The 17,999-nt window shown below is 71.0% G+C and carries 14 protein-coding genes; 4 read left to right on the top strand and 10 right to left on the bottom strand.

Features of this window, described 5'->3' with window-relative positions; translation table 11 throughout:
- Positions 1-18: 18 nt before the first annotated feature.
- From ACLKM7_RS18310 to ACLKM7_RS18300, 3 genes are all read left to right on the top strand, one after another.
- A complete protein-coding gene (locus tag ACLKM7_RS18310) occupies positions 19-1,773 on the top strand; it encodes an Hsp70 family protein (RefSeq protein ID WP_436448735.1) in 1,755 nt (584 codons plus the stop codon).
- Between the two features lie 19 nt (positions 1,774-1,792).
- Entirely contained in the window at positions 1,793-4,336 is a 2,544-nt protein-coding gene (locus ACLKM7_RS18305; RefSeq protein ID WP_436448734.1) for a helix-turn-helix transcriptional regulator, read from the top strand.
- Positions 4,337-4,453: 117 nt separating this feature from the next.
- Positions 4,454-5,188: an IniB N-terminal domain-containing protein gene (locus tag ACLKM7_RS18300; RefSeq protein WP_436448733.1), complete on the top strand. Its 735-nt coding sequence runs from the start codon at positions 4,454-4,456 to the stop codon at positions 5,186-5,188.
- A 704-nt stretch (positions 5,189-5,892) separates the two neighbouring features.
- Here the strand turns inward: ACLKM7_RS18300 and ACLKM7_RS18295 are convergent.
- The 3 genes from ACLKM7_RS18295 to ACLKM7_RS18285 all read right to left on the bottom strand — a co-directional run bounded on the left by ACLKM7_RS18295 (position 5,893) and on the right by ACLKM7_RS18285 (position 10,528).
- The gene (locus tag ACLKM7_RS18295) at positions 5,893-7,521 is read right to left on the bottom strand and encodes a dynamin family protein (protein WP_436448732.1); all 1,629 of its coding nucleotides are present in this window, start codon (positions 7,519-7,521) and stop codon (positions 5,893-5,895) included.
- Positions 7,518-9,407 carry a dynamin family protein gene (locus tag ACLKM7_RS18290; protein WP_436448731.1) on the bottom strand — a complete coding sequence of 630 codons (1,890 nt, stop codon included), beginning with the start codon at positions 9,405-9,407 and terminating at the stop codon, positions 7,518-7,520. The genes ACLKM7_RS18295 and ACLKM7_RS18290 overlap by 4 nt, the downstream gene beginning before the upstream one ends.
- A gap of 158 nt (positions 9,408-9,565) precedes the next feature.
- On the bottom strand, positions 9,566-10,528 hold the full coding sequence (locus ACLKM7_RS18285) for a hypothetical protein (protein WP_436448730.1): 963 nt from the start codon (positions 10,526-10,528) through the stop codon (positions 9,566-9,568).
- Positions 10,529-10,691: 163 nt separating this feature from the next.
- Between ACLKM7_RS18285 and ACLKM7_RS18280 the strand changes: the two genes are divergently transcribed.
- Positions 10,692-11,879, top strand: a complete 1,188-nt coding sequence (locus tag ACLKM7_RS18280) for a class I SAM-dependent methyltransferase (RefSeq protein ID WP_436448729.1) — start codon at positions 10,692-10,694, stop codon at positions 11,877-11,879.
- Between the two features lie 28 nt (positions 11,880-11,907).
- On the opposite strand, the gene ACLKM7_RS18275 is transcribed toward ACLKM7_RS18280, so the two are convergent.
- The 7 genes from ACLKM7_RS18275 to ACLKM7_RS18245 all read right to left on the bottom strand — a co-directional run bounded on the left by ACLKM7_RS18275 (position 11,908) and on the right by ACLKM7_RS18245 (position 17,787).
- Positions 11,908-12,783: a hypothetical protein gene (locus tag ACLKM7_RS18275; RefSeq protein ID WP_436448728.1), complete on the bottom strand. Its 876-nt coding sequence runs from the start codon at positions 12,781-12,783 to the stop codon at positions 11,908-11,910.
- A 185-nt stretch (positions 12,784-12,968) separates the two neighbouring features.
- Complete coding sequence (gene tsaD / locus ACLKM7_RS18270; protein ID WP_436448727.1) at positions 12,969-14,072, bottom strand: tRNA (adenosine(37)-N6)-threonylcarbamoyltransferase complex transferase subunit TsaD; 1,104 nt, start codon at positions 14,070-14,072, stop codon at positions 12,969-12,971.
- Positions 14,048-14,767, bottom strand: coding sequence for a ribosomal protein S18-alanine N-acetyltransferase (gene rimI, locus ACLKM7_RS18265; RefSeq protein ID WP_436448726.1), 720 nt, complete (start codon positions 14,765-14,767; stop codon positions 14,048-14,050). Before rimI ends, tsaD begins: the two co-directional genes overlap by 25 nt.
- Positions 14,764-15,423 (bottom strand): tRNA (adenosine(37)-N6)-threonylcarbamoyltransferase complex dimerization subunit type 1 TsaB, encoded by a 660-nt coding sequence (gene tsaB, locus ACLKM7_RS18260; protein WP_436448725.1) that lies wholly within the window; start codon positions 15,421-15,423, stop codon positions 14,764-14,766. The genes rimI and tsaB overlap by 4 nt, the downstream gene beginning before the upstream one ends.
- Positions 15,424-15,651: 228 nt before the next feature.
- Complete coding sequence (tsaE, locus tag ACLKM7_RS18255) at positions 15,652-16,158, bottom strand: tRNA (adenosine(37)-N6)-threonylcarbamoyltransferase complex ATPase subunit type 1 TsaE (RefSeq protein WP_436448724.1); 507 nt, start codon at positions 16,156-16,158, stop codon at positions 15,652-15,654.
- 115 nt (positions 16,159-16,273) lie between these two features.
- Positions 16,274-17,398 (bottom strand): alanine racemase, encoded by a 1,125-nt coding sequence (alr, locus tag ACLKM7_RS18250; protein WP_436448723.1) that lies wholly within the window; start codon positions 17,396-17,398, stop codon positions 16,274-16,276.
- Complete coding sequence (locus tag ACLKM7_RS18245) at positions 17,395-17,787, bottom strand: holo-ACP synthase (RefSeq protein ID WP_436448722.1); 393 nt, start codon at positions 17,785-17,787, stop codon at positions 17,395-17,397. The genes alr and ACLKM7_RS18245 overlap by 4 nt, the downstream gene beginning before the upstream one ends.
- Positions 17,788-17,999: the final 212 nt, after the last annotated feature.

The following is a 17,999-nucleotide window of genomic DNA, read 5'->3' as shown; positions in this document are numbered from 1 at the left end:
GGTCGCAAGAGCGACAGCGTGGCCACGGTCGCCTTCGTTGCAGAAGACGGCGACCTGCTGTTCGGCGATGCCGCCGAACGGCGTGGGGTCACGCAGCCCGAGCGGCTGATCCGCGAGTTCAAGCGCAGCATCGGCGATGAAGTGCCGCTCACGGTCGGCGGTCAGGCGATCCGCGCCGAGCAGCTGTATGCGCGCACCGTCTCCGGTGTGATCGAGCTGGTCGCCGAGCGTGAAGGCGCTATGCCGGACGGGGTCGCACTGACGCACCCGGCGATGTGGGGCCCTCACCGACTCGGCCTCGTCCGCGCCGCGCTGGATGCGCTCGGCGTGGGAGAGGTGGCATTCATCACCGAACCCGAGGCGGCCGCCCGTCACTACGAGGCCGCCCGCGCGCTCCAGGACGGACAGACCCTCGCGGTGTACGACCTCGGCGGCGGAACGTTCGACTCCGTCATCCTGCGCAAGCACGGCGAATCGTTCGAGGTGGTCGGCGAACCGGTCGGACTCGACAATCTGGGCGGCGCCGACTTCGACGACGACGTGCTCCGACACGTCCTGCGCGCCGCAGAGGTGCCGGCCGAAGCGCTGGAGGATGCCTCTGCCGACGGCCGGATCGCGCTCTCGCAGCTGCGACGCGAGTGCGTCGACGCCAAGGAGGCGCTCTCGTTCGACTCCGACGTCGTGATCCCCGTGCTCGTCGCGGCCGGACGCTCCAGCGTGCGACTGACGCGGGCGGAGTTCGAGGACATGATCGACGAGTCGCTCGAGCAGACGATCGACGCGCTCGAGGATGCGCTCTACGCGGCGGACGTGGATGCCGAAGAGCTGGAGTCGGTCCTCCTCATCGGCGGGTCGTCTCGCATCCCGCTGGTCACGCAGCGTCTGTCTGAGCGACTCGACCGACCCACCGCGATCGATGCCGATCCCAAGTCCTCCATCGCCCTGGGCGCCGCCCGCACGGCGCTCGTCCGCTCCCTCGATCGCGACCTCGGCGTGTCGGGCGAGCTCGTGCCCTGGGATGACACGGCCGCCGCGGGCGAGCTCGACGTGATTCCCACCGCGCCCGCCTCGGTGCTCGCCGCACCCATCGGGCCCCTCGCGACACGGTCGGCGCCCACCGTCCGCCACATCATGGCCATCTCGAGCGGAGCCATCCTCGTCGCCGCCGCCATCGTCTTCGGAAGCACGCTGACCGCCGGCTCGGGGCTGAGTGCGTTCTTCGCCCCGCCGGCTTCGGAATCCACGCCCACTCCGACATCCGAAGCCGAGACGCCGGTGACGGATCCGGATGCTGCGCCCGACGCCGCCCCCGTCACGCCGGTGGCCGCGCCGCACCAGCAGCAGACCACGCCGCGCAACGCGCCGCCCCGCCGCAGCCAGAAGCCGGTCGCGACGCCGAAGGCCGACGCGGCTCCGACCCCGAAGCCGACCAAGGGCGCACAGACGCCCCCGCGCACCACCGAGACCGCCGACACCGGCACACCCACCGAAACCGAGACGAACACCGATCCCGGCACCACCGACCCCGGCACCACCGACCCGGGCACCACCGACCCGGGCACCACCGACCCCGGCACTGACCCGGGCACCGACCCCGGCACCACCGACCCCGGCACCACCGACCCCGGCACCACCGACCCCGGCACCACCGACCCCGGCACTGACCCCGGCACTGACCCCGGCACGACCGACCCGGCACCCGAGCCGGCTGACGACCCGCCCCCGGCCGAGCCAGAACCCGCGGCCACCCCCGATCCGAACACGCCCGCCTGATCCGCCCCGGCGCTCCATCATGCCTACGCCGACAGCAACGGTGGCGTCGTTCTTCGACGCTGCGGATTTCACGGGCCCGCGCTACGCGCGCCCCCTCATCGACGCCCTCACGGCCGGCGACACGCCGCCTCGTGTGCTCGTCTCGGGAAATGCCGGATCGGGCAAGTCGACGGTGCTTCGCAGTGCGCATCGGTTCCTGTCCGAGAACGGGATTCCGCTGGCCGTATTGAGCCCCGACACGGACGTGACCGAGGTGCCACCATCGAGCATCCTGCTGGTCGACGATCTGCACCTCGTGCCGGCGGCCCAGCTGCAGGAGCTGGATGCCCGCGCATCGGACCCTGACGCCGCGCTCGTCGTGACCAGCCGGCCGTGGCCTCTCACCACCGAGCTGTCGTCGATCGCTCGCCACCTCGAGCGCAGCCGCCCGGCCGTCGTGCTCGGCCACCTCACCCGCGCCGACGTGCTCGATCATCTCGCTGCGCAGGACCGCGCCCTGTCATCCGCCTGCCTCGAAGCGATCCTTCAGATGACGGGTGGTGTGTCGTGGCTGGTGTCGGCCGCGCTGGCCGCCCACGACGAGCGGGACTGCGAAGCCGACGACGCGCACGCGGCGCTGGCTCGCGTGCTCGAGCAGAGCGTGGCGCATCGGCTCGACGTCCTCGACGACGACGTGCGGCGCATGATCGAGACGATCTGCGTCGTCACCTCCGATGACGGACCCCTTCCGGCCACGCTGCTCGACGACCCCGAGCGGGTCGCCGCGCAGGGCTACGCGGAGGGACTCCTGCTGCGTGGCGGTCGCCCGGTGCCGATCGTGCAGGTGTCGGTGCGGTCAGGGCTCTCCGTGGGTCGGCTGGTCGACCTGTTCTCGAGCTTTCCCGGCGGCGTGGACCCGCTCGCCGGCGCGGGCCCGGCCGTACTCGCCGGGGTGCGTCACCCCCAGCTGACGACCGCGCTCGTCGAGCGCGGCGACCAGCTCCTCGAGGCCGACCCGCAGCGGGCGCAGCAGCTCTACGGGGCCGCCGCGCAGGCCGGGGCGACCTCGGCCGACCTCGCGGCCAAGCGAGCGCAGGCCACGTGGGCGTGCGGCGACATCGACGGGGCCGCCCAGCTGGTCGACGAGGCGATCGCCGCCGCGGATGGTTCCCCCGCCATGTCGGCGCGCGTCGCCGACACCGCGGCGGCGACCTGGTCGATGCGCGGCATGCTCGAGACCGGGTGCGGCTTCTATGACGTCTTCGCACCCACCGGTGCCGAGGCATCCGTCCGCGCCATGGTGGCCCGCTACGGCATCGGCGACGCGGCGTCGGCAGCGGAAGAGCCCGAGACCGCCTCGAAGGCGGCACCCTCGACCCTCGGCGTCGCGATGAGACTGTTGCGACGTGGGCTGATGGCGACGCTGACCCCGGACCGGGCCGAGTCGGCACTGGCCGATCTGGTGCGCGCATCGCACCTCTACACGTCGTCGCAGAGCTCCACGCCGATGCCGGAGCACCCGGCGGTCATCGCCGCGATCGTCGCCGTCAGCAGTGGCGACCTCTCGGCGGCCCGCTCGGTCATCGACGCCGCCGTCGAAGGACACACCGGCACGCCCTGGATGCTGTCGCGGCTGCTGCTGTGGCGCTCGTGGATCGCGCTGCAGCAGGCGCGGGGTCCCCAAGCCCGCGAGGCACTGGAGTGCGCTCTGGCGCTGGCTCCCAAGGCCGCACCGCGCGACGATCTGCTGGTGCAGGCGATCCGGATCGGCCTGGCCCGGCGCTACGAGGACGCGACCGCCCTCTCGCAGGCGTGGGACAGCGCTCGGGGCCGTCTACTCGACGCCGATGTCGACCTCTACACCCTGCTGCCGCTCGCGGAGTTCGTGTGCGCCGGCGCCCGCCTCGGTGACTCGACGACGACCGACCAGATGCTCGAGAAGGCGCTCGGCATCGTCGAACGACTGGGCTCACCCGCGCTCTGGTCCGCCCACCTTCGATGGGCCGGCATCCAGGAGGGGATCCTCAGCGATCACCCCGACGCACTGAGTCCGCACGCGCACGCGCTCGTCCACGCCGCACCGACTAGTCATGTCGCCGCCACGATGGCGAAGGCGGGGCGGCTGTGGACGTCGGTGCTCGCAGGTTCGGTGGACGCCGACGAGGTCGAGTCGGCGGCGCAGGCGCTTGCGGGGATCGGATTGCAGTGGGATGCCGCACGCCTGGCCGGCCAGGGAGCGGGACGCGCGTCGGACCGCAAGGTCTCGGCTCGTCTGCTCGCCTGTGCCCGGGAGCTCCACCCGCCCGAGAACGTCCGCTCGACGGACGCCGACATGGAGACCACGGGCCCGATCCGAACGGTCTCGGTCGCGGGCTTGAGCGAGCGTGAGACGGATGTCGCGCGCCTCGTCGTGCAGGGCAAGACGTACGCCGAGATCGGCGAGACGATCTTCATCTCCCCGCGCACCGCGGAACACCACATCGCCAGCATCCGGCGGCGTCTGGGCGCCACCTCCCGCTCGGATCTGATCGCCAAGCTGCGGGTCGCGCTGTCGCACTCGAGTGCACCCGAGGAGGGGTCATGACGGTACCCGGCCCGAACCCCCTAAGGAGCCCCCACCGATTCGGGGAAACCCCCGATTCGCCGATTGTGAGAACCACCTAATCTCAGGCATGAGTCTTGAAGTGACAGGAGCCAAGTCATGACAACCCCGCTGGCAACGATTGCCGACGCACTGATCGAGTTCATTCTCAGCCTGCTGAACGACCCGGCGGCAGCGGAGGAGTTCGAAGAGGATCCGCAGGGCACACTGTCGCGCGTCGGGCTGAGCGACGCGTGTGTCGAGGACGTGCGCGCTGTCGCGCCCGTCATCGTCGACCGCCCTGACGTGCACCCCAAGCCCCCGGTTCCGCCGGCCCCTCCCGGACCGCCGTCGGTCGAGAGGGAGATCTGGAACATCACCAACAGCTTCGCGATCGACAACCGGGCGACGATCGTCGACCAGTCGGTCAACCAGAACATCTGGGCGGACGGCGACGTCAACCAGATCTTCGACCAGGAAGCCGTGGTGAACAGTGGCGACAACGGCGCAGCCGCCGGCGAGGACGCCGATGTCGACAACTCCGACACCGACACGACCGTGGGCGATGTGGCGATCGGCAACGAAGAGACCACCACCAACATCGACGGCTCGTTCAACGACGGATCCACGAACACCGAGACGACCGTCGACGTGGACGCGGAAGAGTCGTTCAACGACGAGTCGACGGATGTCGCGGCCGACGTCGAGGTGACCGAATCGGTCAACGACACCACCACGACCGACGTGACGACCGCGGTCGATGTCTCGAACGACGGGAACTACGAGTCGGATGACGCCACGTCCGTCTCGGTCGAAGAGATCTACGTGGAACCCGAGGCCGAAGAACAGCTCTAGGACACGACGTGACCGCACGCAACGACGACGACCACCCGCGCACCCTGGCTCAGCCGGGGCGCGCGGGCGGTCGACGTAAGCCGCCTCCTCCGACCTTCGACGGTGGGCAGGAGCAGCCGGCGCCTCGCCCACAGACGGCGCGCGGATCTGGCCGAAGCACTTCGCCCGTGCCACCCGATGCCGTGCCACCGCCCCCGTCGGGCGCCCAGCCGATCGGCCGAGTGCCGGTGGCCAGGGTCCCCGCGTCGGAGGTGCATCCGGCACAGCCCGCGCCGCAGGAGGGGACACCTCAGCGCGGACGCGGCACTCCTCCGCCCCGGCGTGAAGCACCCGAGCGCCCGCCCACGACGAGTCCCAACGCGGCCCCGGTCCTCACCAAGCGTCCGCCGCCGTTCACCGTCCGGGTGAGCCAGTTCCTCTGGGTGATGAGCCTGCTGGCGGGTGGCATCGCGGTCGTCTATCTCTTCGTGATCCGCGAGGACCAGGTGCCGCTGATCGCCGACTCGGTACGCACCGTCGCGGAGGGCCGCAGCGACGAGACCTACACGGCCGCCGCCGACATCATCTTCTGGTCGGTGTTCGGGATCGCGGTGGGATTGCTGCTGTGGCAGATCGTGCTGCTCGTCTCGTTCTCGAACCGCAAACCCAACGTCAGATGGTGGCAGCTGGCGACGGTCGTTGCGCAGATCCTGCTCTTCCTGCTGTCACTGGAGATCATCGCGGTGGGCGACAACGGGCCTCTGGTCCGGCAGGTGTTCCTCGCTCAGTGGGGACTCGCTCTCATCGCCCTGCTCTTCAGCACCTTCCGCGGCGCCCTGCAGTGGACCGCCCGCCGGCACGACATCCGCCGCGCCGGTGAGGACGGCGGATCCGAGTTCTGACGCGATCTCGTCGAGACTGCGGATGACCACGCGTGCGGCTTCGACCGTCGCGCGCTCGGCGAGCGGCGACTGACTCAGTGTGCGCCAGTGGACGAGCAGCTCGTCGAGGCGCTCGCGCTGCTGCGTGGGACTCGACATCTCATCGAGACCCAGGCGCGCTGTCGCAGACGTTCCGTCTCCGCCGATGATGCGTTCCGCGGTCCGGGCATCGGACGAGCCGAGCGGCAGACCGGCAGCGCGGGCGCGAGAGAGCAGTGACAGCTCCCGCAGCGTGTGCGCAGTGGCGTAGATGCGCTCGATGCCGCCGCGGATGTCGTCCGTGCCCGGAAGCGGCCTCTCGCGGAGAAGCACCTCGAGGGCATCGAGCACTCCGCGCACCTTGAGCGCCCCGGCGCGCGTGCGGAACTGCTCACGGATGAACTGCTGCAGCTCGTTGAGACCGCTCTGCTGCACGAGCTGTTCCGACAGCTGTGTGGAATCCCTCGCGCCTCCGCGGATGAGGGCACTGGCGAGCCGTACCCCGAAGATGCCGAAGCGACCCAGCAGTGCGCGGCGCACGTCGACGGGGAGCGTCGTGAGATCGGACGGCCGCGTGAAACGGTCGGCCGAGACCATGAGCTTCTCGCGGCTCGCCCGGTCGAGATCTGCCAGTTCGCAGAACGCGGCGAACTCATCCTCGCGGAGCGTGCGCGCGCTCTCTGCCAGCAGCCCCGCCACCGGCACGACGCCGAGCGACAGCGACGACAGATCGCCGTCCTTCTCGTAGCGCCGGGCGACCTTGCCGGCCGAGAGCATCGAGTCGATGCGGCCGGAGCCGATCTCGTCCGCCCGCGACAGCACCGCCACCGCATTGACGGTCTGGGATGCCCCCGCCGCCGTGTCGCGGAAGGACTCCAGGAACTTGAGATCGGACGCGTGCATGTGCCGCATGAGGTAGACGATCGCGTCGGCCGACGACGGCTCGGTGTCGGGGGTCAGGAAGTCCGTCGAGCGCGCCGACACGTCGCGCGAGAGCGACGCGATACCGGGCGTGTCGATGAGGATCAGCGAGCGCAGACCGGTCGAGGGCCACCCGACATCGATCCACGCGACATCCTCGGCCGCGACTTCGCCCAGATCCAGCACCAGGTGTCCGTCATCCCGCCGGATCGGCATCCGTCGCGGTGGTCCGTCGTGGGGATGCATAGTCACCATCGGGGTGGCCGAGTAGCGATACCACGTGACGACGCGCGTGCATTCACCGGCGTCCGTCGGCGCGAGCTGCTCGCCGAGCATCGCGTTGAGGAGCGTCGACTTGCCGGCCTTCACCATTCCGGCCAACGCGAGGCGCAGCGGCTCGCGCAGTCGCCGGTCGAGGTCGGACAGCACGTCCATGGCGTGCGGGTCATCGACGTACAGCTCCGATGCGGAGCGGATGAGCGCGCTGGCATCATCCTGAGTCGACAGCCTCACCGCTTCGCTGCCTCCACGGCACGCAGCGGGGGAAGCGTCGGGATCTTCGACTTGAGGGCTTCGAGCTGCTGGACCTGCTGCTGCAGCTCGCGGACCCGCTGATCGCGTTCGCCGGCGTACGAGCCCGCCGCCTGTTTGGCCGCGAGCACCGAGTCGGAGAGGGAGCGGTGCAGCTCATCGGCGATGCTGCCGAAGTGGTCGCGCGCCGCGCGCTGCACGATGCGCAGCCGGTCCTTCAGCTGCTTTCCGACCTGGAACTGCACTTCGTCTATGTGACGGCGCACAAGATTCTTCGCCTCGAAGCGCCGGCGGGACAGTCGCGAGCTCATGTCCTCACGATAGGCCCTGCGGCCCACCAGCACACCCGCCAGAAGGGACAGCGGATTGATGAGCGAGAGACCGACCAGGCCCGTGGCGAGACCCACCATCAGCACCCCGCCGTACGAGCCGCGCACGCCGATGTAGAGCTTCTCGCCGGCGCCCATCTGGCGGTGATCGAGGGCGGCGATGTCCTCCACGGCATCCAGGACGCCCTCGGTGTCGCCGACGTGGATGACTGGCAGGTCCCCTTCACCCTCGATGAACAGTTCGGCCACCTCCTCCGAGAGCCAGCGCGACCGCTCGTCCGTCCACACGAAGGTCTCCGACACGGCCGCAGAGATGCGCTGGTCGAGCCACTCGGTGAGTTGGTCCCAGATCGGTCCGGGGTCGCCGTCGTCGATGGCGTTCTCAGCCTCCCGCTGGACCTTGCGCAGGCGATCGCGCAGGTCGTGTTCCATGTCGGAGATGAGATCGGCCACGCCGTCGTTGAGCTGCACCTGCCATTTCGACGAACGCCCCCGGAACTCGTCGGCGCGGGCCTTCGCGTACTCGAGCTGGGCGATGAGCTTCGGGGTGTCCTCGGGGTGCAGGATCGCCTCGAGCTCGGAGGTCAGCGACATCTTCAACTGGTCGACCACCGACACGAGGTCGTGCACCGCGCTGCGCGCCTGGATGATCTCGGCCCGGCCGAGCACCTCCTGACGAAGGTGCGACACGAGGGCGGGGAACCCGGATTCGATGTTGAGGTCGCGGTCGCGCTCCTCCGCCGCGATGAGCCGCAGGTCGCTCGAGACGGAGAAGATCGGCACGTCGCCGATGTCGCCCAGATGCGTGCGGTCGAGTCGCTCGATCTCACGCCACTCCGGGTACAGGTCGGTCTTGGCGAGGACGGCGGCGACGTTCGGTGAGACCCGCATGGCGTGCTTCAAGAACTGCACCTCGGGCTCGGTGTACTCCTGGGACGCGTCCGAGACGAGCAGCACCGCGTGGGCCGATGACAGCGCCGCCAGCGTCGCGAGCGCGTTGGTGGAGTCCAGCCCCCCGACGCCCGGCGAGTCGACGAGGCGAAGACCGCCCTTCAGGAGCTCCCGCGGCAGCACCACCTCGGCGGAGGTGACCTTGCGCTCGTTGCTGGGATTGCCGCTCTCCGACACGAACTGGACGAGATCCTCGATCGCGATCTGCTGCCGCCGGGGCTCGCCGTCTTCGGCGACCTGAATGGTCACCCAGGCGTCAGGCGTCTCGGCGTAGCCGACGGAGGTGGGAACACTCGTCGCGACGTCGTCGTCCACCGGGCACACCGGGGCGTTGACGAGGGCGTTGATGAGCTTGCTCTTGCCCTTCTTGAACTCGCCGACGACGATGACCCGCACATGGGGGTCGCGCAGTCGGGCGTGCGTGTGCTCCAGCCGCTGGGCGAGGTCATCACGCCCCGTCGACGTCGCCAGCGCACTGACGCTGTCGACGATCGTGACGAGCGCCTTGCTCGCGGCCGGCAGCACCGGCGAAGCCGCCAGGGCGTCGGCATCGGCCCCGCTCTTGTGGACGGCGGTACCCTCAGTCACCGATACTCCCCCTCGATGCACTCCCCCGCCTCACGCTACGCCACGTCTCGGCGTACGGGCAGGGGTGGATCGTTTGCGGTCCGCCGCGGGATTCCCGCGGACAATGGCCTTGCCCGGTCGTCTCGGGAGACGGCCGGGCAAGGCTTCAGAAAGTGAGATCAGAAGTCGACGAGGTCGTCGCCCGCAACATCTCCGCCAGGGCTGAAGAAGTTGCCGCTGTTCTCCCACTCGACCTCGTTCTCGACGTTGGTCACCTCGTAGTCGTTGAACGAGTCCTCGACCTGGACGTCGACGTCGGTCTCTTCCGAGTAGTCGTTGAACGAGTCATCGATCTCGACCTCGAACTCGTTCCACTCGTTGGTGGAGTTGTCCTGGAACGAGTCGCTGATCGTCGTGGTGATCCACTCGTTGCCGATGTTGACATCGCCCACCGTGGTGTTGACGGTCGAGTTGTCGACCGTGGCGTCGTCGCCGGCAGCGGCGCCGTTGTCACCCGAGTTGACGACGGCCTCCTGGCCGAAGAACTGGCTGACGTCATCGCCGGCAGCGACGTTCTGGCTGACCGACTGGTCGACGACCGTTGCGCGGTTGTCGAGCTCGAGGTGCAGCGAGCCCGCGGCCGCCGCAGCTGCCGCCGCGCCGCCGCCCATCATGCCACCGAGGTTCAGGTCGCCGCCGATTCCCGTGTTGTACTGGCGCACGCCGACCGTGACCGAGTCGTCGTTCAGCGTGGTCTCGTTGAACGAGTCCGTGATGTCGACGTCCACGTCGGTCTCGTTGTACGAGTCCTCGTTGCCCACGTCTTCGACATCGATGTCGGTGTCGATCTCGGTGTCAGTCTCGTTGTACGAGTCCTCGTTGCCCGAGTCCTCAACGTCGATGTCGGTCTCGTTGCCCGAGTCCTCGATGTCCACGTCGGTGTCGTTGTACGAGTCCGTGTTGCCGTTGTCCTCGTTGCCCACGACGTTGCCGACGTTGTTGTCGTCGTTGCCCACGACGCTGTCGACGTTGTTGTCCTCGACATCAACGTCGGTGTTGCCCACCTCGACGTTGTTGTCCTCGATGTTGCCGGAGTCGACGATGCTGCCGACGATGTTGTCTTCGATTTCGATGTCAGGCATGTCCCTGTCCTTCTGTCTGAGTGCCAGTGCGGCTGCTCCATCAGTGTGCGACTGGGGGGTGATGCGCAACATCGGGGATCCCCCCGGAGCCTCACCGGCTCGGTTAGGGGTTTGCAGGGGGTTCCGCCGGGCGGACCCCGGGATGGACACGTAGGCTCGGCGAGTGGAACTGTCCGAGCTCACCGCCCTGCTCACGCCCGAGGGGCTGCGCCTTCTCGACGCCACGCCGCCCATCGAATCGGCCGACGACGTCGCCCGGGCGGTGTCGCGACTGCGCAAGGACGGCCACTCGCCGGACCTCGTCTCTGCGGTCGTCGGCCAGGCCCGGCTGCGCGTGCGCGCCCGCGCCAAGTTCGGCGATTTCGCCGAACGGATGCTGTTCACCCGCGCGGGCCTCGAGCAGTCGACGCGCTTGTCGCTCGCGGCGCGCCACGGGGCGCGGTTCCGCGACGCGGGCTTCGCGCGAGTCGCCGACCTCGGCTGCGGCATCGGCGGCGATGCGCTCGGGCTCGCGGCGCTGGGACTTCGAGTGCACGCGGTCGACGCCGACGAGGTGACCGCCGCGATCGCGGCGTACAACCTGGCGCCGTTCGGCGAAGACGTCGAGGTGCGGCACGGCACGGCCGAAGCATCCGATCTGCCCTCCGTCGACGCCGTGTGGCTGGATCCCGCGCGCCGCACTCCCGGCCACGCCGAGACCAAGCGCACGCGCCCCGAGGACTGGTCGCCTTCTCTGGACTGGGTCTTCGACCTGGCACGACGGATGCCGGTCGGGGTGAAGCTCGGCCCGGGCCTGGATCGCGACCTCATTCCCGACGATGTCGAGGCGCAGTGGGTGAGCGCCGACGGTTCGACGGTCGAACTGGTGCTGTGGTCGGGCGCGCTCGCGCGCGAGGGCGTGCGCCGGGCGGCACTGGTGATGCGCGGCGAGACCGCTCACGAGCTGACGGCGGGCGCGGATGCCGAAGACGAGCCGGTCCGCGACCTCGGCGCGTATCTGCACGAGCCCGACGGCGCGGTCATCCGCGCACGCCTGATCGGCGACGTCGCCCGCTCGCTCGAGGCCGGGATGCTCGATGAGCACATCGCCTATCTCACGTCGGACGCTGCACTCACCTCTCCGTTCGTGTCGTCGTTCCGGGTGCGCGAAGTGCTGCCCGCCGACGTGAGGGGCCTGTCGAAGGCGCTCCGCGAGCGAGGCATCGGACGCCTCGAGATCAAGAAGCGGGGGGTGGATGTCGACCCCGCAGCACTGCGGACCCGTCTGAAGCTGAGCGGCCCCGAGTCGGCCACGCTGTTCGTGACCCGCATCGGCTCGCGCCGCACCGCGATCCTCGCCGATCGAGTCTGAGGCCTGGCGCGCCTGAGTCCCGCGGCGCTCAGCCCAGCAGGTTAGCGCGCGTGGCGGCGTAGAGCAGCCATCCGGCACTGTAGAGGATCGAGACGACGCCGATCGCGATCGCCCACACGCACATCGCACGGCTCTCGAGGGGGCGCCGCAGCGCCAGGATCGCCGAGATCACGGCCACCAGCCCGATCGGGAAGCCCCACCCGACGAAGAGCGAGACCACCAGCCCCACGATCGCGAACGCCAGCGCCCAGCCGGCGAGCCCGCGGTGCAACGCCGGCTCGCCCGAGGCGAGCCACTGGGCCGAGGGCGCTTCTTCCTCCGTTCCCGGCTCGACCGGAGCGGACTGCACCGTCACCGGGATCGGCGCGGTCGGCAACCGGCGGAACCCGCCGCGGTGCGCGCCGGGCAGCGGCGAGGCCTCCTCGGCCAGGGCGACGTCCGGCGACGGCCCTTCGACGACGGCGTCCGGCGCGGCCGGGGTCCGGGTCGGCGCGGGCTCGGGCCGCGGCGCGGGCGCGGGCTCGAGCTCGAGCTCGAGCTCGGGCCGCGGCGCGGGCGCGGGCTCGAGCGCCGGCGCGGGCTCGCGCGCCGGCGCGGGCTCGCGCGCCGGCGCGGGCTCGCGCGCCGGCGCGGGCTCGCGCGCCGGCGCGGGCTCGCGCGCCGGCGCGGGCTCGCGCGCCGGCGCGGGCTCGCGCGCCGGCGCGGGCTCGCGCGCCGGCGCGGGCTCGCGCGCCGGCGCGGGCTCGCGCGCCGGCGCGGGCTCGCGCGCCGGCGCGGGCTCGCGCGCCGGCGCGGGCTCGCGCGCCGGCGCGGGCTCGCGCGCCGGCGCGGACTCGCGCGCGGGCGCGGGCTGCGGCTCAGGCCTGGGCTGCGGCGCGGACGCGGGTTGAGGTTGAGAAACCACATCGAGGTTGAGACTCTCCCCTCCGCGCGGTTTCTCAACCGCGGAGTGGTGTCTCACGCTCTCGGCGGGCGGCTGGCCGGACTCAGAGGGCACGGACTCGAGATCGGACCCGCGCGCCGGCTCGGGCTGCGGCCGAGGCCCGGGGTTCGGGGAGGGGCCGGGCGGAGGCATCCGCTCGTCGTCTTTCATGCGGACTCCGCGACCTGGATCTCGGTGACGGGCAGGGTCGAGTCGGCCCCGAACTCGAGGGTCGAGGCCGGCCGGCCCGACATGATCAGCTCCGACGCGAGCGCCGCGATCATGGCGCCGTTGTCGGTGCACAGCGACAGCGGCGGGATGCGCACGGTCACGCCCTCGGCGACCGCGCGCTCGATGGCGACATCGCGCAGGCGGCGATTGGCGATCACGCCGCCGCCGAGCAGCAGGCGGGGCACGCCGTAGTCACGGCACGCGGCGAGCGCCTTCGTCACGAGCACGTCGACGACGGCCTCGCGGAAACTCGCCGCGACATCGGCGACCGGAACGGGCTCGCCCGCGGCCTGGCGCTGCTCGGTCCATCGCGCGACCGCGGTCTTCAGGCCCGAGAACGAGAAGTCGTAGCGGTGGCCGGCCATGTCGCTGGCCCGCGAGAGTCCCCGGGGGAACGCGATGGCGTTCGGATCTCCGGATGCCGCCGCCCGATCGATCTCAGGACCGCCCGGGTACGGCAGTCCCAGCAGCCGCGCGACCTTGTCGAACGCCTCGCCGGCGGCGTCGTCCATCGTCTCGCCGAGCAGCTCGACGTCGCTGGTCAGGTCACGCACCAGCAGCAGCGACGTGTGCCCGCCGCTGACGAGCAGCGCGACCGTGGGGTACTCGAGCGGCGGCGCGCCCGCGCCCTGCTCGTCAGAAGAGAGGATGTCGGCGGCGATGTGGCCGACGAGATGGTTCACGGCGTACAGCGGCTTCTCGAGCGAGACCGCGAGCGCCTTCGCGGCGCCGACGCCGACCATGAGCGCACCGGCCAGGCCCGGCCCCGAGGTCACTGCGACGGCGTCGACATCTGCGAGCGCGACGCCCGACTCGGCGAGCGCTGCCCGGATCGCCGGTTCGAGCGCTTCGAGATGCGCGCGGGCGGCGACCTCGGGCACGACTCCCCCGTAGCGGGCGTGCTCGTCCATCGAGCTGGCGATCGTGTTCGACAGCAGCGTGCGGCCGCGCACGATCCCGATACCGGTCTCGTCGCAGCTGGTCTCGATGCCGAGCACCAGGGGTTCGGCCCGGTTCACGTGCACACCCCGCCCTGCCATGCCGCCTCGGCGGTCGAGCCGCTCGCGTCCGAGACCGAGCCGTACTTCGGGCCCGAGTCCGAGCCCGCGCCGTACTTCGCGTCCGAGCCCCAGCCCGAGCCCGAGCCCGAGCCGTCGATCCGGAAACCGGAGCTCTCGCCTGTTTCCGGAGCATCCGTCATTTCCGCTCCGGAAAGAGTGCGATTCTCCGGTTTCCGGATCCGGTTCTCGGCAGGAGTCCCCGGATCCGGATGCCCCGCCCCGGCCCACCCGCGAAGGTCGAGCTTCATCACCACGGCGTCGACGTCGTCAGGCTGGTAGTAGCGCGGCTTGCGGCCGATCTCGAGGAAGCCCTCCGAGACGTAGAGAGCCTGCGCGACGGGGTTGTCGGCGCGCACCTCGAGGAACACCTCGCGCACGTCACGCTTGGCCGCCTCCTCGAGCAGTGCTCGCAGGAGTGTGCGGCCCCGGCCGCGACCCCGCGCGGCCTCGGCGATCGCGATGGTCTGGATGTCGGCATCCGTCGCCCTTTTCACGGCACGCAGACCCGCGTAACCCAGCAGCCGTCCCGCCTCTTCGTCGACGATGTACCAGCCGTGCGGCGAGGTCAGCTCTTCGCGCATCATCGCCTCGGACCACGCGTCGGTCGGGAACGACGCGCGCTCGAGCGCCATGATCGCTCCGAGGTCGCCGGGGGTGGCTGCGCGGAGAGTCACAGGTTCACCCGCTTCGGCGCGCCGGGCATCGTGACGTCAGGCGAGCGCAGATAGAGCGCGTCGGCCGGCGCGATCGTGCGCCCGGCCGAGAGGGCGCGGGCCGCAGCGAGCGCGAGCATGGCGGCGGGGATGCGCTCGGCATCGCGTCGGATGGCTTCCACCGTGCGCAGCACGTCGTCCAGTTCTTCGCGCGGGGTCAGGGCCGGCCCGTCGAGGCGCACGGGCAGGCCGTCGTCGTCCAGGCCGCGGTACACGGTGTACGCGAACTCGCGGCGGCGCGCGTCGGTGACGACAGCGAAGGCTTCGTCGGCGACGTCCTGGTACCCGCCGGTCAGCGCGTCGTGCAGCAGCAGCTCGAGCGCCACGGCGTCGTGACTGACGACCGGCACGACGGGGACACCCCGACCGAGCGCGAACGTGCGCGCCGCCGCGATGCCGACGCGGAGCCCGGTGAAAGGTCCTGGCCCCATTCCGGCGGCGACGTGCGAGATGTCGGAGACGGTGACGGATGCCTCGGCCAGCGCCCGCTCGATCAGCGTGCCGATCACCTCGGCGTGCCCGCGCGGGTCGGCGCTCTCGACCTGCGCGCGGATGACGCCGTCCGACTCGACCACCGCCACCGCGGAGCCGAGCGAGGTGTCGATGCCCAGGATCACGCCTCCAGCGTAACCGCGGGTCCGGCGCCCTCGCCCACTGCCCCGCCCCTGCCGCTCATGCCATTCCCACGCCGACCACGCCATTCCCACGCCGAGCATGCCGTTTCCGACGCCGACCACGCCATTCGCACGCCGAGCATGCCGATCCGACGCCGATCACGCCGGACAAGGTCGCGAACGAAACGACAAGCTCGGCGGATGCCGCGACAGGCTCGGCGGATGCCGGGGCTACGGGCGGCGCGTGATGGTCACCAGTCGCGGGGCATCGGCGTCGAGCTCGGCCTCGTGCGCGACGCCGTAGCACGCGTCGTCCTGACCACGACCGTGCCACTCCCGGTCGAACTCGACCTCCCACCAGGCCTCCCGCAGGCCGTCGACCATGCCGCGGCCCCACTCGACGATGACGACCGAGGCCTCGAAGTCGATGTCGAGATCGTCGAGCTCAGCCGGCGAGCCGAGCCGGTAGGCGTCCACGTGGACGAGCGGCGCACCTCCGACAAGGGACGGGTGCGTGCGGGCGATCACGAACGTCGGGCTCTGCACCGGGCCGCGGACGCTGAGACCCTGGGCGATGCCGCGCGTGAGGGTGGTCTTGCCGGCGCCGAGCGGACCGGTGAGCACGACGAGGTCGCCGGGGCGCAGCATCCGTCCCATCTCCTCGCCGAGCTGCTCCATGTCGTGCGGTGAGGGGACCTCACGCGTGCCGACCAGCGGATCCAGCCCGTTCACGACCACTCCTCGGTTCGCGATTCAGTCCCGGCGCGCGGCGCCCCGGCCCCCGTCCGCGGAACCCCGCGGCTCGCCCCGCGGAGCCCCACCCGGGAGACTGAATTCCGAACGGCGGCGGGGTTCATTCGGTCACCTGCCGGCGCGGAACGCGGGATCCGACGCGCGTGACGATCTCGTAGTTGATGGTGCCGGCGGCATCCGCCCATTCCGTCGCCGCGGGCGCGCCCAGTGTGGGGTCGCCGAACAGCACGGCCTCGTCGCCGACCGCGACCGGGGTGTCGCCGACGTCGACCACGAACTGGTCCATCGCGATACGGCCGGCGACGGTGTGCCGACGGCCGCCGATCACGACCGGCCCGCCGCCCGAGGCCTGGCGCGGCACGCCGTCGGCATAGCCGAGCGGCACGAGGGCGAGCGTCGTGTCGCAGTCGGTGTGATAGGCGTAGCCGTACGAGACGCCGGTGCCCGCCGGAACGCGCCGCACGGCGGCGACCGTCCCGCGCAGCGTCATTGCGGGGCGCAGACCGAGGTCGGCAGACGAGCGATCGTCGAACGGCGAGAGTCCGTAGATGCCGATGCCGATGCGAACGCACCCGAGCCGTGACTCGGGCAGGGCGATGGCCGCGTGGGTCGCGGCGATGTGCCGCAGCGGCGGCGCGAGTCCGAGCGTCGCCGCCTCGCCGACGGCCTCCTCGAACGTGCGCAGCGCAGCACGGTCGTCGTCGGCGGACGCGTTCGAGAGGTGGCTGAAGAGCGCGATCACGCGCAGCTTGCCGATGCGCTCGAGCCGGGCGGCCTCGGCGAACACGACGCGGTAGTCGGCGGGCGCGATGCCGTTGCGCGACAGTCCCGTCTCGAGCTTGAGGTGCACCGAGACGGGACGATCAGCGGATGCCGCGGCCGCGGCCTGCTGCAGCTGGTCCAGGCTCGAGATGCCGAGCTCGATCCCCTCGGCCGCGGCCCGCGCGAAATCGGCACCTGGCGGGTGCAGCCACGCGAGGACGGAGGCGTCGATGCCGCCGCGCCGCAGGGCGAGGGCCTCGGTGATGTCCGAGACTCCGAGCCGCGTCGCGCCGCCCTCGAGCGCGGCGGCGGCCGAGCGCACGGCGCCGTGCCCGTAGCCGTCGGCCTTGACGACAGCGATCACCTCGGACTGGGTCAGCCGGCGCAGGTGCCGCACGTTGTCGGCGATCGCCCCGACGTCGACGGTCGCCTCGCGCAGGGCGCCCACCGGCAGGCGGCTCATGAGCCCTCCTCCGCGGTCGTGGTGCCGGGGACTACGCCTCCGGACTCGGCGATGACGTAGGCGGTCGCGAGCCCCGCGTCGTGCGAGAGCGACAGGTGCACGGCGGTGATCCCCCGGTCCGCGATGACCGCGGCGGTCGAGCCGGTCAGCATGAAGTGAGGGCGGCCGGATGCCTCGGACGCGACCTCGATCTCGGTCCAGTGCACGCCGTCCGAACCGCCGAGCGCCTTGATGAGCGCTTCTTTGGCCGCGTAGCGCGCGGCGAGCGAATGCGGCTTGAGCGTGCGCTCCGAGCCGGAGAACAGCCGCTCGATCAGGCGCGGAGTGCGTTCGATCGTGCGCTCGAATCGAGCGATGTCGACCAGGTCGACGCCGATTCCGACGATCATGGAGCCCTCCCGCGCGCCGCGTTCGCGGCATCCGTCACCCTATCGCGCACGACGCACCGCACTCTCTCCGACGAGAAGGTGCCCTCCCGGCCGAAAGGGTGCCCACCCCGCCGACAAGGTGCCCACCTTCTGGCGGGCCAACCCCCTTCTCGCGAGCCAACGCACCTGCTCGCGAGCGAAGGCACCTTCTCGGCGGGAAGGAGATAGCGACG

The organism is Microbacterium sp. I2, assembly GCF_051364985.1.
In the GTDB taxonomy this organism is placed as follows: domain Bacteria; phylum Actinomycetota; class Actinomycetes; order Actinomycetales; family Microbacteriaceae; genus Microbacterium.
This window is presented reverse-complemented; position numbering and strand designations above follow the sequence as displayed.

Excerpts from the sequence above, each read along its gene's own strand:
- ACLKM7_RS18285 (WP_436448730.1), bottom strand. The coding sequence starts at position 10,528 with ATGCCTGACATCGAAATCGAAGACAACATCGTCGGCAGCATCGTCGAC.
- alr (WP_436448723.1), bottom strand. The coding sequence starts at position 17,398 with ATGAGCCGCCTGCCGGTGGGCGCCCTGCGCGAGGCGACCGTCGACGTC.
- ACLKM7_RS18300 (WP_436448733.1), top strand. The coding sequence starts at position 4,454 with ATGACAACCCCGCTGGCAACGATTGCCGACGCACTGATCGAGTTCATT.
- ACLKM7_RS18305 (WP_436448734.1), top strand. The coding sequence starts at position 1,793 with ATGCCTACGCCGACAGCAACGGTGGCGTCGTTCTTCGACGCTGCGGAT.
- ACLKM7_RS18245 (WP_436448722.1), bottom strand. The coding sequence starts at position 17,787 with ATGATCGTCGGAATCGGCGTCGACCTGGTCGACATCGCTCGATTCGAG.
- tsaD (WP_436448727.1), bottom strand. The coding sequence starts at position 14,072 with ATGGCAGGGCGGGGTGTGCACGTGAACCGGGCCGAACCCCTGGTGCTC.